The sequence below is a fragment of the Methylobacterium sp. Leaf112 genome (genome assembly GCF_001423295.1).
Lineage (GTDB): Bacteria > Pseudomonadota > Alphaproteobacteria > Rhizobiales > Beijerinckiaceae > Methylobacterium.
Genome location: NZ_LMNG01000031.1, coordinates 248,951 through 264,832, shown reverse-complemented (window position 1 = coordinate 264,832; position 15,882 = coordinate 248,951). Strand labels below are relative to the sequence as shown.

General features: G+C 69.0%; 11 protein-coding genes. 6 read left to right on the top strand and 5 right to left on the bottom strand.

Annotation, left to right across the window (positions count from 1 at the left end; translation table 11 throughout):
• Positions 1 to 45 precede the first annotated feature (45 nt).
• Entirely contained in the window at positions 46 to 936 is an 891-nt protein-coding gene (locus ASF52_RS17075; RefSeq protein WP_056175021.1) for a LysR family transcriptional regulator, read from the top strand.
• Positions 937 to 955: 19 nt separating this feature from the next.
• Here ASF52_RS17075 and msrP read toward each other — a convergent pair whose 3' ends face one another.
• The 4 genes from msrP to ASF52_RS17055 all read right to left on the bottom strand — a co-directional run bounded on the left by msrP (position 956) and on the right by ASF52_RS17055 (position 6,030).
• Positions 956 to 1,906 (bottom strand): protein-methionine-sulfoxide reductase catalytic subunit MsrP, encoded by a 951-nt coding sequence (msrP, locus tag ASF52_RS17070; RefSeq protein ID WP_056174521.1) that lies wholly within the window; start codon positions 1,904 to 1,906, stop codon positions 956 to 958.
• A gap of 122 nt (positions 1,907 to 2,028) precedes the next feature.
• Positions 2,029 to 3,738, bottom strand: a complete 1,710-nt coding sequence (locus ASF52_RS17065) for an AMP-binding protein (protein ID WP_244473846.1) — start codon at positions 3,736 to 3,738, stop codon at positions 2,029 to 2,031.
• A gap of 85 nt (positions 3,739 to 3,823) precedes the next feature.
• Positions 3,824 to 4,540 carry a hypothetical protein gene (locus ASF52_RS17060; protein WP_056174519.1) on the bottom strand — a complete coding sequence of 239 codons (717 nt, stop codon included), beginning with the start codon at positions 4,538 to 4,540 and terminating at the stop codon, positions 3,824 to 3,826.
• On the bottom strand, positions 4,537 to 6,030 hold the full coding sequence (locus ASF52_RS17055; protein ID WP_056174517.1) for a leucyl aminopeptidase: 1,494 nt from the start codon (positions 6,028 to 6,030) through the stop codon (positions 4,537 to 4,539). The genes ASF52_RS17060 and ASF52_RS17055 overlap by 4 nt, the downstream gene beginning before the upstream one ends.
• A 272-nt stretch (positions 6,031 to 6,302) precedes the next feature.
• Here ASF52_RS17055 and lptF point away from each other — a divergent pair, with 272 nt between their 5' ends.
• The 5 genes from lptF (at position 6,303) to rsmA (ending at position 13,185) form a co-directional block, all read left to right on the top strand.
• A complete protein-coding gene (gene lptF / locus ASF52_RS17050; RefSeq protein ID WP_056174515.1) occupies positions 6,303 to 7,448 on the top strand; it encodes an LPS export ABC transporter permease LptF in 1,146 nt (381 codons plus the stop codon).
• A gap of 3 nt (positions 7,449 to 7,451) precedes the next feature.
• Entirely contained in the window at positions 7,452 to 8,546 is a 1,095-nt protein-coding gene (gene lptG / locus ASF52_RS17045) for an LPS export ABC transporter permease LptG (protein WP_056174513.1), read from the top strand.
• Positions 8,546 to 11,218: an LPS-assembly protein LptD gene (locus ASF52_RS17040; protein WP_056174512.1), complete on the top strand. Its 2,673-nt coding sequence runs from the start codon at positions 8,546 to 8,548 to the stop codon at positions 11,216 to 11,218. The genes lptG and ASF52_RS17040 overlap by 1 nt, the downstream gene beginning before the upstream one ends.
• A gap of 72 nt (positions 11,219 to 11,290) precedes the next feature.
• Positions 11,291 to 12,313, top strand: a complete 1,023-nt coding sequence (gene pdxA / locus ASF52_RS17035; RefSeq protein ID WP_056174510.1) for a 4-hydroxythreonine-4-phosphate dehydrogenase PdxA — start codon at positions 11,291 to 11,293, stop codon at positions 12,311 to 12,313.
• On the top strand, positions 12,310 to 13,185 hold the full coding sequence (rsmA, locus tag ASF52_RS17030) for a 16S rRNA (adenine(1518)-N(6)/adenine(1519)-N(6))-dimethyltransferase RsmA (protein WP_056174509.1): 876 nt from the start codon (positions 12,310 to 12,312) through the stop codon (positions 13,183 to 13,185). Before pdxA ends, rsmA begins: the two co-directional genes overlap by 4 nt.
• A 35-nt stretch (positions 13,186 to 13,220) precedes the next feature.
• Here rsmA and ASF52_RS17025 read toward each other — a convergent pair whose 3' ends face one another.
• Entirely contained in the window at positions 13,221 to 15,539 is a 2,319-nt protein-coding gene (locus ASF52_RS17025; RefSeq protein WP_244473845.1) for a bifunctional diguanylate cyclase/phosphodiesterase, read from the bottom strand.
• Positions 15,540 to 15,882: the final 343 nt, after the last annotated feature.

The following is a 15,882-nucleotide window of genomic DNA, read 5'->3' as shown; positions in this document are numbered from 1 at the left end:
AACGGCGAACGGGACGACACCGGGGTGCGTACGGGAGTGGACGCCGTGGACTGGGACAAGATCCGCATCTTCCTCAACGTCGCCGAGGCCGGCAGCTTCACGCGCGCCGGCGACGACATCGGCCTGAGCCAATCGGCCGTCAGCCGCCAGATCAGCGCCCTCGAGCGCGAGTTGAAGGCACCTCTGTTCCACCGCCACGCCAGGGGGCTCATCCTCACCGAGCAGGGCGACCTGCTGTTCCGCGCCGCGCGGGACATGAAGCTGCGCCTGGAGAACACCCGCGCGCGCCTCGTCGAAACCAGCGAGCGCCCGTCCGGCGACCTCAAGGTGACCACCACCGTGGGGCTCGGCACCTCGTGGCTCGCTCAGCGCGTGGCCGAGTTCCTCGACCTCTACCCCGACGTCCGCGTCGAGATGATCCTCACCAACGAGGAACTCGACCTCGCCATGCGGGAGGCCGACGTCGCGATCCGCATGCGGCGGCCGGCCCAGCCCGACCTGATCCAGCGGCGGCTGTTCACGGTGCATTACCACGCCTACGCGGCGGCCGACTACGTCAAGCGCTTCGGCGAGCCCAAGAGCATCGCCGACCTCGACAACCACCGGCTGATCTCGTTCGGCGGCAACGAGCCGTCCTACCTGCTCGCCACCCACTGGCTCGCCACCGTCGGGCGCGAGGGCCAGGAGCGCCGGCCGATCCACTTCACGGTGAACAACATCACGGCCCTGCAGCAGGCCATGGAGACGGGCGCCGGCATCGGCATCCTGCCCGACTACGCCGTCGAGAGCGGCACCGGCCTCGTCCAGGTCATGCGCGACAGCGAGATGCCGCACATGGAGAGCTACCTCGTCTACGCCGAGGAGATGCGCACCGTGGCCCGCGTGCAGGCGTTCCGGGACTTCCTCGTCGCCAAGGCGCAGCGCTGGATCTACTGAGCGCCGCGCCTGGGCTCCGTCACACGAACAGGCGTTCCTTCTCCAGGCCCTTGTAGAGACCCGCGACCTGCTCGCCGTAGCCGTTGTAGATCAGGGTCGGCACGCGCTGGTCGGTGCCCAGCACCCGCTCCGTCGCCTGGCTCCAGCGTGGGTGCGAGACGGCCGGATTGACGTTGGCCCAGAAGCCGTACTCGGCCGATTGCAGGCCTTCCCAGAAGGTCTTGGGCCGCTCGGCGACGAACGAGATCTTGGTGATCGATTTCACCGACTTGAAGCCGTACTTCCACGGCACCGCGAGGCGGATCGGCGCGCCGAACTGGTTCGGCAGGGCCTTGCCGTAGATGCCCGTGACCACGAAGGCGAGGTCGTTGGCCGCCTCCGCCATGGTCAGCCCCTCGATGTACGGCCAGGGGTACAGGAACGAGCGCTGGCCCGGCGCCATGGCGGGGTCGAGGAAGGTCTGCATCTGGATGTACTTCGCACCCGAGGCGGGTTTGGCGAGCGCCACCAGCTTCGAGAGGGGAAACCCCGTCCACGGCACGGCCATGGACCACGCCTCGACGCAGCGGTGGCGGTAGAGCCGCTCCTCCAGGGTCACCTTGCGCAGGAGGTCCTCGAAGCCGATCTCGAACGGCTTCTCGACGAGGCCGTCGATCTTGATGGTCCAGGGCTTGGTCTTGAGGGCGTTGGCCGCCGGCAGCACGCTCTTCGACATGCCGAATTCGTAGAAGTTGTTGTAGTCGCCGCTGTACTTCTCCGCCGTGACGGCGCGGTCGAGGGCGTAGGCCTCGTTGCGGGGCGCCGGGTACAGGCCGGGCTCGGCGGCGGCGTGCGCGCCGCGGGCGCCCAGGAGCGCCGATGCAGCCAGACCGGCCCCGGCACCGAGCAGGGCGCGGCGGTCGAGGAAGACGCTCTCGGGGGTCGCGAGGTGCTCCGGGATTTCCCAGCCGCGCGGACGCTTGATGTGCATGTGAGGCTCCTTCGCAGATGCCGGCCGGAACGCTTCACTTCGACGCCCGGCGTCGATTCTCGGCATCCGCCCGATGCCCACCATACGGACCGGCGGCCCGTTTGGTTACACGCGGCGCGATCTCACGAAGCGGGCGGATCGTCGCGCAGGGCCCGGCGCAGGACCTTGCCGACATTGGTCTTCGGCAGGGCCTCGTGGAACACCACCCGGCGCGGCACCTTGTAGCCCGTGAGCTGGGTCCGGGCGAAGGCCCGCAGGAGATCGGGCGTGGTCTCGTCGGTTCGCCGGACGACGTGGGCCACCACCATCTCGCCGGTCTCGTCGTGGCGCGCGCCCACCACGGCGCATTCGAGGACGCCGGGATGGCCGGCCAGAACCTCCTCGATCTCGTTGGGGTAGACGTTGAACCCCGAGACCAGGATCATGTCCTTCATCCGGTCGACGATGCGGACCTGCCCGTCGGGCTCGAACACCGCGACGTCGCCCGTGCGGAAGTATCCGTCCGGCGTGGTGGCCCGCGCGGTCTCGTCGGGGCGCCTCCAGTAGCCGGCCATGACCTGGGGCCCGCGCACGCACAATTCACCGGGCTCGCCGGGGCCGGCGCTCCGCCCGTCCACGGTGCGGATGGCGACGTCCGTCGACGGAAGCGGGAAGCCGATGGTGCCGGACCATTCGACGAGGCTCGGCGGGTTCACGCAGACCACGGGCGAGGTCTCGGACAGGCCGTAGCCCTCGACGATGGTGGTGCCGGTGATGGTCTTCCACTTGGCCGCCACGGGGGCCTGCACCGCCATGCCGCCGGCGATGACGAAATCGACGTGGCCGAAATTCACCGCCCCGATGCCCGGATGATTCACCAGCAGGTTGAACAGGGTGTTGACCCCGGAAAGGTGGGTGAAGCGGTTGCCCTTGAGGGTCTTCACGAAGCCGTCGGCGTCGCGCGGGTTTGGGATCAGCAGACAGCACCCGCCGAGCTTCACAAACAGGAAGAAACAGCAGGTCAGGGCGAAGATGTGGTAGAGCGGCAGGGCCGTGATCATCACCCGCTCGCGGCCGTCGTCGCCGTCGATGCAGAACCAGGTCTGACACTGGGCGACGTTGGCGACGATGTTGCGGTGGGTCAGCATCGCCGCCTTGGCGACCCCCGTGGTGCCGCCGGTGTATTGCAGGAAGGCGAGGTCGTCGGGGGCGAGGGCGACGACCGGGCGCGGCAGGGTCCGGCCGAGGCGCTGGACCTGCTCGAACCGGACCGTCCGCTCGGGCGGCAGGGCATAGGCCGGCACCGCTTTCTTCAGGGTGCGGCTGGCCCAGCCGATGGCCCGCCCCTTGAGGCCGAGGCCGTCGCCCGGCCCGGCGACGACGATGCGCTCCAGGCTTACCTCGGCAAGGGACGTCTCCACCGTGTGGGCGAAATTCTCGAGGACGAAGAGGGCGCGCGCGCCGGAATCGGCGAGCTGCGCGGTAAGTTCGCGCGGCGTGTACAGCGGGTTGACGTTGACGACGGTGCAGCCGGCGAGCAACACCCCGAGGATCGCCACCGGGTAGGCCGGCACGTTGGGCATCATGATCGCGATGCGGTCGCCCTTGCCGTAGCCCTGCGCCGCGAGCCACGCCGCCACCGCCCGCGCGGATTCGCCGAGCGCGCCGTAGGTGATGCGGGAGCCGAAGCACTGCACCGCCGGCCGGTCGGGATGGCGCCGCAGGGTGTCCTCGAACAGGTCGACGAGGGTGCCGAGGGCCGCCACGTCGATCTCCGCCGGCATTCCCCGCGGGTAGGCGGACAGCCACGGACGCTCGGCGCCACGACGAGGGGCCACCCGATCCTGGGGCATTGCGAACCTCCCTGTGATGCGGCGCAGCGGCTTGGTGCCGCTTTCGTTCACATCTGAACCATCTTTTCGGATTTGCCGGCCCGGATCAAGCCACCGCGCCGGATGGTGGCCGATGGCGCGCCCGGTTGTCGAGCCAGGCGAGCGCCGAATGGGGCAGGAAGGCGAGGAGGACGAGGGCGGCGGCGAGGGCCGCCTCCCCGCCCGTGAGCGGGCGGCGCGGCCAGGCGCCGAGCCCGGCGGCGTGGGCGAGGCCGAGCATCGCGAGGGCGAACCAGAGCGACAGGTATCGCACCAGCACGCGCCCGCCCGCCGCCAGGAGCCATCGGCCCCAGCCTCCACCCCTTCGGACGGTGCCGGCCATGAGCAGGCTGCCGAAACCGAAGGCGAGGCCGAACACGAACGCGGCCGAGGCCGCGCCGAGGCCGTAGGCCACCGTCATGGTCTGCCCGTTGAGGAAGGCGACGCCGCCCGTGGCGAAGCCCGACCGCAGGGTTGGGCCGCCGAAAGTCGGATACAGGCCGGCGACGAGCAGCATCGCGACCGCGACCGCGCCGCCGGCGAGGCGCCGGACGGGTCGGCCCGGCCCCGGCCGGATCATCGTCACGAGGAGGGCGGCGAGCCCGTATAGGATGGCGGCTGCGAACAGCGGGTACCGGTCGAGGAAGAAGCCGTAGAATCGCGCCTCGACCACCCCCGGCAGGACCGTGCGCTGGCTGAACCCCGTCGCCCAGGCCAGGCCCACGCCGAGGATCGCGGCCGCCGCCGGGGCCAGCGCCCAGGCGGTGGCGGATACGCGGCTCACGCCTCGTAGTTGTCGCGCACGAGGCGATCGAGGAGGCGCACGCCCCAGCCCGCACCCCAGCTCCGGTTGATCTCCGACGACGAGGACGACATGGCGACGCCCGCGATGTCGAGATGCGCCCACGGCACGTCGTTGGTGTAGCGCTTGATGAAGGACGCGGCGGTGGCCGCACCCCCGTGGCGACCGCCGGTGTTCTTCATGTCGGCGAACTTTGAGTCGATGGCCTTATCGTAGGCCGGGATCAGCGGCATCCGCCACACGGCCTCGCCGGTCGCCTCGCCGGCGGCGGTGAGCTTGGCGGCGAGGTCGTCGTCGGTGGAGAACAGGCCGGCGATGTCCTGGCCGAGCGCCACGATGATCGCGCCCGTGAGGGTGGCGAGGTCGATGATGAACTTCGGCTTGTAGGCGCCCTGGACGTGCCAGACCACGTCGGCGAGCACGAGGCGTCCCTCCGCGTCGGTGTTGATGATCTCGATGGTCTGGCCCGACATGGAGGTAACGATGTCGCCGGGGCGGAAGGCGTCGCCGTCGGGCATGTTCTCCACGATGCCGATGGCACCTACCACGTTCACCTTCGCCTTGCGGGACGCCAGGGCGTGCAGGGTGCCGACGACGCAGGCCGCACCCCCCATGTCGCCCTTCATATCCTCCATGCCGGCCGCCCCCTTGATGGAGATACCGCCGGAATCGAAGCACACGCCCTTGCCGACGAGGGCGATGGGGGCCTCGTCCGCCGCTCCGCCGTTCCAGCGCATGATCACCACGCGGGGCTCGCGCACCGAGCCGCGGGCCACGGCGAGGAGTGCGCCCATGCCGAGGGCTTCGAGCTTGCCGGGGCCGAGCACCTCGACCTCGACGCCGAGCTTCGTCAGGTCCTCGGCGCGGCGGGCGAACTCCGCCGGGAAGAGGACGTTCGGCGGCTCGTTGACGAGTTCACGCGCCAGGATCACGCCCTCGGCCACCGCATCGGTGGTCCTGACGGCGGCCTCGGCGGCGGCCGGATCGGTCACCATGAGGGTGAGCGTCGTGCCGCGGGTCTCCTCGCCCTCGGGCTTCTTCTTGGTCTTGTAGCGGTCGAAGCTGTAGTGACGCAGGCGGGCGCCCAGCGCGATGTCGGCGGCGTTCTCGGGCGTCACCGTCACGCCCGGGAGCACCAGCGCCAGGGTGGCGGTGCGGCCCGTGACCTTGCTGGCGGCAAAGCCGCCGAGCGCCGGCCAGTCGAGCTTGGCCCGGTCCTTCTCGGAGCCGAGGCCGACCACCACCAGGCGGTCCACGTCGAGGCCGGCGGGGGCCGGCAGGGTGAGGGCCGAGAGGGACTTGCCCTTGAAGCGCTCGCTCGCGGCGGCGCGGGCGACGAGGTCGGCGGCACCGCGCCCGACGGCCTGGGCTACCTCGGGTGAGAGGGCGAGATCGTCGCCGACGAAGACGACGAGGTCGCCCCGGCCCACCGGTCCGAGGGCCTCGAATGCGATCGTGATACCGTCCGCCATGCCTGCAGCTTTCCATGGGCGCGCCAAGGTCGCGCGTCGAGTGTGTGCGGCGCGGCACGCGAAGGACGGGCGGCGCCGGATCGGTTTCCTGTGTACCCGACGAGCGTCAGAACGCAACGCGATGGCGCGGCGGCGGAAAACGCCGTCAAACCGCCCGGTTTGGTGCGCTTCAGGGGTGGCTCGACGCGACCTGCGGGCCTGCGCTACATCGGCGGGTCGCCGCATCGGTGACCCGGCCAAACGTCCCCCGGGAGATCCGTCCGCGAGAACCGATGACGCAGATCGAGCGCTACATCTTCCGAATCGCGTTCGGAGCCTTCCTCGCCTGCCTCGTCGGCCTCACGGGTACGATCTGGGTGACGCAGGCCCTACGGGAACTCGACCTCATCACCGCCAAGGGCCAGACCCTGGTGATCTTCTTCCTCATCACCGGCCTGTCCCTGCCGACCCTGGTCACCGTGATCTCGCCGGTGGCCCTGTTCATCGCCGTGGTCTACGCCCTGAACAAGCTCAACGGCGATTCCGAGCTCATCGTCATGTCGGCGGCGGGGATGAAGCCACGCCGCATACTGCGCCCGTTCCTTACCCTCGGCCTCGCCGTCAGCTTGGCCGTGGCGTTCCTGACGATCCAGGTGATGCCGTCCTCGTTCCAGGAACTGCGCGACGTGCTTACCCGGGTGCGGGGCGACTTCATCGCCAACGTGGTCAAGGAAGGCCAGTTCACCAGCCTCGACAGCGGCATCACCTTCCATTTCCGCGAGCGTGGACCGGGCGGATCGCTGCTCGGCATCTTCATCCAGGACAAGCGCGAGGCGGGAAAAAGCGTGGTCTACCTCGCCGAGCGCGGCCAGGCGGTGGATTACGGCGGCCAGAGCTACCTCGCCCTGGAGAAGGGCAGCGTGCACCGGCAGCAGAAGGATTCGCGCGACTCCTCGATCATCACCTTCGAGCGCTACACCGTGGATCTGGCCGCCTTCACGCCTCCGGATTCGGAGGTGACCTACAAGCCGCGCGAGCGCTCGACGACGCAGCTGTTCTTTCCCGATCGGGCGGAGGGCTACTACCAGCTCCAGAAGGGCCGCTTCCGCTCCGAGCTGCACGACCGCCTGTCGTCGTGGCTCTATCCGCTGGCGCTCACCTTCATCGCCTTCGCGGCGCTCGGCGATCCCCGCACCACCCGCCAGGGCCGGGGGCTCGCCGTCGCCGGGGCGGTGCTGGCGGTGGTGGTGCTGCGCATCGCAGGGTTCGCCGCCACCAGTGCCGCCACCCGCAGCCAGGGCGCCGTCGTGGCGATCTACGCCGTGCCGCTGCTGGCCATCGCGCTGTCCAGCGTCGTGATCTTCCACGGGCCCGCGGTCCGGGCCTGGAACGCGCGCCTCGCCGGGCTGCTGCGCCGCCGACGCCTCGGACGGGCCTGAGCCGTGAGCGCACTCATCGGCCTCACCCTCGGGCGCTACTTCGCGCTGCGGTTCCTGCGCACCATCCTGGGCGTGTTCCTCACGGTCTTCACCCTGGTCTACACCCTCGATTTCGTCGAGCTCCTGCGCCGCGCCGGCGACGCCGAGGGCGCGTCCACGGGGTTGATGGCCCAGCTCGCCCTGTTCCGCACCCCGGCGGTGGCCGAGGGCGTGCTGCCCTTCGCGATCCTGTTCGGATCGATGGCCTCGCTGCTGCAGCTCTCGCGCAAGTTGGAACTCGTGGTGGCGCGGGCCGCCGGGATCTCGGCGTGGCAGTTCCTCCAGCCCGGACTGTTCGTGGCGCTCGCCATCGGGGCCTTCACGGTGGGCGTATACAATCCGGTCTCGGCCCTGCTGAAGCAGCGCTCCACCGAGATCGAGGCGAAGATCTTCGCGCGCTCCACCAAGGCGGGCTCGGGCAAGGACATCTGGATCCGCCAGCGCAGCGTCGACGGGCAGGCGATCCTGCGGGCCGAGACGGCCATTGAGGGCACCACGACGCTGGCGGGCGTCTCGGCCTATACCTTCGACGAGGCCGGGGCGTTCGTGTCGGAGATCGATGCCGCGCGGGCGATCCTCCAAGACGGGTACTGGGAGCTGCAGGAGGCCCGCCTCCTCACCCCGGACGCGCCGCCGGAGGGCTTTTCCACATATCTCATCGCCTCCACCCTCGACCCCGGACAGGTGCGCCAGCGCTTCACACCCCCGGAATCTGTGCCTTTCTGGCAACTTCCCGAGACCATCGCACGCAACGAGCGGGCGGGGTTGGATGCCACGCGCTACCGTCTCCAGTATGACGTGCTCATGGCGCGCCCCGTTCTCTTCGTCGCCATGGTGCTCGTGGCGGCCAGCGTTTCCTTAAGGTTCTTCCGCTTTGGTGGCGTGGGAAAGCTCGTGCTCGGCGGCGTGGCGGCCGGGTTCGCGCTCTACGTCGCCCGGCAGCTCCTCGAGGGACTGGGTGCGTCCGGGATCGTGACGCCGGCGGTGGCGGCGTGGTTCCCGGCTGTGGTAGGAAGTCTTCTCGGTACGCTCACGCTTCTCTACCAGGAGGACGGCTGATGCTGATCTCCGGATCGGGAAACGGGGTGGGGTCGTGGCAGGAGTTGGGACTCGCGTTGCGTAAGGTCGCCGACATCGCACTCGCCGCCGGTCTGCTGGCGCTGCTCCCGGCCGTGGTCTCCACCGCGGCCGATGCCCGTCCGGCTGCGCAAACGGACGCCAAGACGACGGACGCCAAGGCGAAGCCGGCTTCGGGCAAGCCCGCCTCGAACAAGCCCGCCGAGCGCCTTCTCGTGGAGGCGGCCGAGCTCGTCTACGACAACGACAAGAACACCGTCGCGGCGCGCGGCAACGCCGAGCTGCATTACGGTCCGCGCACCCTGCAGGCCGACCGCGTCCTCTACGACCGCAACACCAGCCGGGTCTTCGCCGAGGGCAACGTCCGCCTCACCGACGAGACCGGGGCGGTGCTGACCGGCGCGAAGATGGAGCTGACGGACGACTTCAAGAACGGCTTCATCGACGCCCTGCGCATCCAGCAGACCATCGAGGTGAAGGGCCAGCCCGTCCGCACCCGGTTCTCGGCGCCCCGCGCCGAGCGGATCGAGGGCGACCGCACGAGCTTCGAGTACGGCACCTACACGGCCTGCGAGCCGTGCAAGAACAACCCGGAGACGCCGCCGCTGTGGCAGATCCGCGCCACCAAGATCATCCACAACAACGAGACCCATACCATCGCGTTCGAGGAATCGACCCTCGAGATCGCCGGCATCCCGCTCGCCTACCTGCCGTATTTCGAGACGGCCGATCCGAGCGTGAAGCGCAAATCCGGCTTCCTCACGCCGCGTTTCATTTCGTCCACGGCGCTCGGCAGCGGCCTCGCCGTGCCGTACTTCTTCAATCTCGCGCCGGATTACGACCTGACCCTGTCGCCGGCTTTCCTCAGCAACCAGGGTGTGCTGGGCCAGGCCGAGTTCCGCCAGCGCCTCGAGACGGGTTCATACAACCTGCGTCTCTCGGGCATCTTCCAGACGACGCCGAGCGCGTTCCTGCCCGGGCCGCTGGGCGCCGGGGACCGCGATTTCCGCGGCGCCGTCGAGTCGAAGGGCCAGTTCTACATCAACGACCGCTGGCGCACGGGCTGGGACCTCGTCGGCGTCACCGACAAGTGGTTCCTGGACAACTACCGCATCCGCAACCAGAGCATCACGACGGACTATTTCCGCGAGGCGGTCTCGACGGCCTACCTCATCGGACAGGGCGACCGCTCGTGGTTCGAGGCGCGGGGCTACTACTTCAAGGGCCTGTCGAGCTTCGACTGGCAGAAGGAACAGCCCATCGTTGCGCCGGTCATCGACTACGACAAGCGCATCAACGGGCCGGCCCCGCTCGGCGGCGAGGTCCGATTCGAATCCAACATCACCAGCCTGACCCGCGAGGCCACGGACTTCCAGGGCATTCCCCGCACGGGCGCGTACCTGCTGAGCCCGAGCGCCAACGGCCAGAGCTTCCCGCTCTACGAGACCTGCCTGACCTTCACCCGCAGCACCTGCCTGATCCGGGGCCTGGCCGGCACGACGACCCGCGCCTCGGCGCAGGTGTCGTGGCGCCGGACCTTCATCGACGACGCCGGTCAGGTGTTCACCCCGTTCGCCTACCTGCGCACCGACGCGTTCTTCGTCGACCCGCGCAATTCCGGCTACCAGAACGCCCTGGCGCAGAACCTGACGACCCAGGATTCCGACATTTCCGGCCGGGTGATGCCGGCCATCGGCCTCGATTACCGCTACCCGTTCGTCTCGAATTTCGGGCCGCTGGGCGTCCACACCCTGGAGCCCATCGTCCAGGTCATCGCCCGCCCGAGCGAGACCCGCATCGGCCGCCTGCCCAACGAGGACGCGCAGAGCCTCGTCTTCGACGACACCTCCCTGTTCCAGTGGGACAAGTTCTCAGGGTACGACCGGGTCGAGGGCGGCCTGCGGACCAACATCGGCGGGCAATATTCCGTTGTCACGCCCGCCGGCTGGTACGCGAACGTGATGTTCGGCGAGTCGATCCAGATCGCCGGCGTCAACTCGTTCCGCCGCGGCGACATCGCCAATGTGGGCCTCGATTCGGGCCTGGAGAACCGCCGGTCCGACTTCGTCGGCCGGTTCCAGCTCTCGCCGAACCAGAACATCAGCTTCATTTCGCGGGCGCGGTTCGACCAGCGGGATTTTGCCGTCAACCGGTTCGAGACGGGCGTGACGGCCCGCTTCGCCCCGTTCCTGCCCCTCGACCTGTCGGTGTTCTATTCCTACTACGAGGCCCAGCCGGCCCTCGGCTTCGTACATCGGCGCGAGGGCGTGACCGCGTCCGCCACCTACCATGTAACGCCGAACTGGTTCGTCACCGGCTCGGCCCTGGTGGACCTCAGCCACTACCTCGACGTGCGCGACAACTTCGCCGACGCCTACACCGCCTATCTGCAGAACCCCGTCGGCCCGTCGCCGATCTATGTGAATCCCGGCAAGTCCTACCTCTCGGGCATCAGCCTCGGGGCCGGCTATCAGGACGAGTGCACCACGGTGTCCCTGAACTACATCGTTTCGCCCATCGCCACGGCGCTGGGCACGGCGGAGCGCAACCGCACGGTGCTGCTGCGCGTCGAACTCAAGACCCTCGGCGAGGCGGACCTGCGCCAGAACCTCGGCACCGCCACCACGTCCGACGGGATCGCCACCATCCGGTGAGCCCGGCCGCCTTGCCTTGTCGGCCCCGACCTGCGACGCGGTCGGTATGACAGCGCAAGGACGGACCGCCGCGTGACCGATCACCAACCGATCGCCCTCACCCTCGGCGATCCGGCCGGGATCGGGCCGGAACTCGCCCTGATGGCGTGGCGGGACCGCGACGAAGGCCCCGGTCTGCCGCCGTTCTTCCTCATCGGCGACCCGGATTTCGTCGAGCGGCGCGCGAGCGAACTCGGGTTCTCGATCCCCATCGCGGAGGTCGGCCCGGATTACGCCACCGAGGTGTTTCCCCGCGCGCTCCCGGTGATGCCCCTGCCGAGCGGCGCCCGCATCGGCGCCGTGGCGGGCCGTCCGGACTCGGCCAACGCCGGCGCGACCCTCGAATCCATCACCGCGGGCGTCGCCCTGGTGCGCGCCGGGATCGCCACGGCGCTCGTGACCAACCCCATCGCCAAGTACGTCCTGACCCAGGTCGGCTTCGCCCATCCGGGGCATACCGAGTTCCTCGCGGCGCTGAGCGTCGAGCCCGGCGAGGCGGTACCGCTTCCGGTGATGATGCTGTGGAGCGAGACCCTCGCGGTGGTGCCGGTGACCATCCACGTGGCCCTGCGCCGGGTTCCCGAGCTGCTCACGCGGGAGCTCGTCGTCGCCACCGCCCGCATCGTCGCCCACGACCTGCGCCATCGCTTCGGCCTCGTGAACCCCCGCCTCGTCCTGTCGGGCCTCAATCCGCACGCGGGCGAGAACGGCACCATGGGCCTGGAAGATCGCGACGTGCTGGAGCCGGCGGTGGCGCAGCTCCAGGGCGAGGGCATCGACATCCGCGGTCCGCTTCCGGCCGACACCCTGTTCCACCCGCGGGCGCGAGCGACCTACGACGTGGCCCTGACCCCGACCCACGACCAGGCCCTGATCCCGATCAAGACCATCGCGTTCGACGACGGGGTCAACGTGACCCTGGGATTGCCGTTCATCCGGACCTCGCCGGACCACGGCACCGCCTTCGACATCGCCGGAAGGGGCATCGCCCGTCCGGACAGCCTGATGGCGGCCCTGCGCCTCGCCGCCCGCCTCGCGAAAAGCCCCAAGTCATGAGCGATATCGACCACCGCGCCGACGACGGCTTGCCGCCCCTGCGCGACGTCGTGCGCGCGCACGGCCTGGAGCCGAAGAAGGCGCTCGGCCAGAACTTCCTGTTCGATCTCAATCTCACGGGTCGCATCGCCCGGTCGGCCGGCCCCCTCGAGGGCGTCACCGTGGTGGAGATCGGCCCCGGCCCCGGCGGCCTCACCCGCGCGCTCCTGAGTGCCGGCGCCGCCCGGGTGATCGCCGTCGAGCGCGATCCGCGCGCCCTGCCGGCGCTGGCCGAGATCGCCGCGCATTACCCGGGCCGCCTCGACGTGGTGGATGCCGACGCCCTCACCTTCGATCCCGTGCCCCTCATTGGAGCGGGTCTGGGCACCGGGCCCGTGCGGATCGTCGCCAACCTTCCCTACAATATCGGAACGCCCCTGCTGACGGGCTGGCTCACCGCGCCGGTGTGGCCGCCGTGGTGGGACAGCCTCACCCTGATGTTCCAGCGCGAGGTCGCCGAGCGCATCGTGGCGGACGAATCCGACCGCGCGAATTACGGTCGCCTGGGCGTCCTGTGCGGCTGGCGCACGGAAGCCCACATCCTGTTCGACGTCGCCCCGTCCGCCTTCGTGCCGCCGCCCAAGGTGACGTCGAGCGTGGTGCGGCTGACGCCCAGGCTCTCTCCCCTGCCCTGCGCCGTCGAGACCCTGGAGCGCGTCACCCGCGCGGCCTTCGGCCAGCGCCGGAAGATGCTGCGCCAGAGCCTCAAGGCCGCGACCCCCGATCCCGCACGCCTGCTGGCGGCCGCGGGCATTCCCGAGACCGCGCGGGCCGAGGAGGTGCCGGTGGCCGGGTTCGTCGCCATGGCGCAGGCCCTGGCGTCGGGCACCTAGTCCCGCGGGCGTGTAGTCCCGCCGGCGCACGCCGTTCAGGCGCGCGCCCTGACGAACGTCTCCGCGAACATCGCGCGCAAACGGGCCTGTTCCAGCTCGCGGCCGGTGATCGTGGGGGATGGCCGCGCGAACAGGTAGCCCTGCATCTGGTCGCAGCCGAGGCCCCGCAGAATTTCGAGCTGATCGGCCGTCTCCACCCCCTCGACGGTGACGTGGAGGCCGAGGTTGTGCCCGAGATTCACGATGGCGCCGATGATCGTCAGGGTGTCGGCGTCCTGCCCGAGCCGGCGCACGAAGGATTGGTCGATCTTGATCTTGTCGAACTTGAACTGTTGCAGGTAGCTCAGGCTCGAATAGCCCGATCCGAAATCGTCGAGGGCCAGGCGAACGCCCTGCTGGCGCAGGCGCGAGAGTACGTCCACCGCGTTCGTTGCGTCCTGAATGAAGACGCTCTCGGTGATCTCGACGACGAGGCGGCTCGCGTCGAGGGCATTCCGGTCGAGGGCCGCGGCGACGATGGCCGGCACGTCCGATTGCCGGAACTGGCTCGGAGAGACGTTGACGGCGACGCGCCACGCTTTCGGCCAGGTCGCCGCCGTGGCGCAGGCCGTGTCGATCACCCACCGCCCGATCGACGCGATGAGGTCGGCCTGCTCGGCCAGGGGAATGAATTCGGCCGGTGAGACGAGGCCGCGCTCCGGGTGCTGCCAGCGGATCAGGGCTTCGAAGGTCTCGATCTCGCCGGTGCGGGCGTTCACGATGGGCTGGTAGAACAGCTGCAACTCGTCGCGGGCGAGGGCGCCGCTCAGTTCGTGCTCGAGGGTGCGCCGGGCGTGGAGCTGCGCATCCATGGACGCTTCGAAGAAGCGCAGGCCACCGCGTCCCTCGTCCTTGACCCGGTACAGCGCCGTGTCGGCGGCGCGCAGCAGGCTCTCCACCGTGGTACCGTCGTCCGGGTAGAGCGCGATGCCTACCGAGACACCGATCTCGACGGTGTGGCTATCGATCCGGAACGGCCGGGCGAGTTCGGCGAGGAGCTGGGTCGCCACCTCCGAGACATGCGCCGGCGTCGCGGCCTGGGGTAGGACGACGATGAACTCGTCACCGCCGATCCGCGCGAGGGTGTCGGTCGGGCGCAGCTCGCCGAGGAGACGCCGGGACACCTGAACCAGCAGCTCGTCGCCCGCCGCATGTCCGTACAGGTCGTTGATCGGCTTGAAACGATCGAGGTCGAGATAGAGCACCGCCAGACCGCTCCCGACCTGTGCCGCGGTCGCGATCGCGTGATCGATGCGCTGCTCCATCAGGTAGCGGTTGGGCAGATCCGTCAGGGCATCGTGCAGGGCGAGGTGACGGATGCGGGCTTCGTCACGCCTGAGCGCCGTGAGATCGCGCAGGGCGACCGCGGTCGCCGGTCGACCGCCGAACTCGATGATGCGGCACGACAGTTCCACGGGAACGAGGACGCCCGCCCCCGTACGCGCCTCGAACTCCTCGGGATGCAGGTCCTCCAACCGCCGGGTCGCGCGCCGGATCAGGGCTGGGGCGTCGGACCGGGAGAAGAGATCGAGGACCGGCTTGCCGATGATGTCCTCGACCGGCATGCCTAACAGGCGCGTTCCGGCGCTGTTGACCTCAAGTACCTTTCCGTCACGATGAATGAGCAGGACCTCGTAGGCCAGGTTGCTGAGCAACCGCATCCGGCTGATCTCGTCGAGGTTGCGACGCGACAGGTGCTGCTGCAGCAGCAGGGCCGTCAGGCCGGCGACGAGGACGAGCAGGCTGATGGACCCGACCGCGAAGCCGAGCTGCGTCGACCCGAGAAGAAGGTCGGCCCCCTCCAGGGGCTCCAGGGGGGTGATCGACACGGCGGCCATACCGGTGAAGTGTAGGCCACAGATCGCGAGGGTGAGCCAGATCGCCACCTCGACGCGCCGCGCGAGGCTGAGAAGCGCCTGGGCTCGGGTCAGGGCAACGATCCCGAACCCCACGCTGAGCGCCACCGAGGCGATGACGTAGGAAGGATCGAGCACGACGAGGCTGGAGGCCCGCATCGCACTGACGCCGAGGTAATGCATGCCGGCGACGCTCAGACCCAGGATCGTTCCGGGGAGCGCTGCGGCCATGGGGGTGCCGAGCAGGCGGTGCCGCACGAGGAGCGCGAGCAAGGTTCCGAGGACGGACACCAGGATCGACGCGCCCGTAAGGCCGAGTTCGTAGGCGATCTCGGTCGCGGGTGTGAACGCCAGCATGGCGACGAAGTGCAGCGACCACACGCTACAGCCGAAGACGGCCGCCGAGGCGAGCATCCAGCGCGAGAAGGCGCGCTGACCCGACAGTTCCACCTGAGCCATCGTCGTCGTCGCAGCAAAACAACCGAGGATACAAATGACGGCGGACAATCCGACGAGGCGATAGTCATGCTCGTAGAATATGCAACCTTGAGTTGTCAGCATTGCGATGACCAAGCGAGTTCCAGCTGCGTCCTTTCTTGATCTGCGATAATTATTTCCAAGTCGAAACGGCGTTTCTTCACAAACCCGTGGCTTAATAGGATGGTTAACGAATTTACATGTTTGCTTTTAGCCTATAGGGCTCTGTATAAATTACAAATGTCTTGTTTTTATTTGTAGGTTTTAGCGTCGCGACGCAAATATCGAGGCCCGCCAAAATTCGGGCATATAGGAATCAGCAATT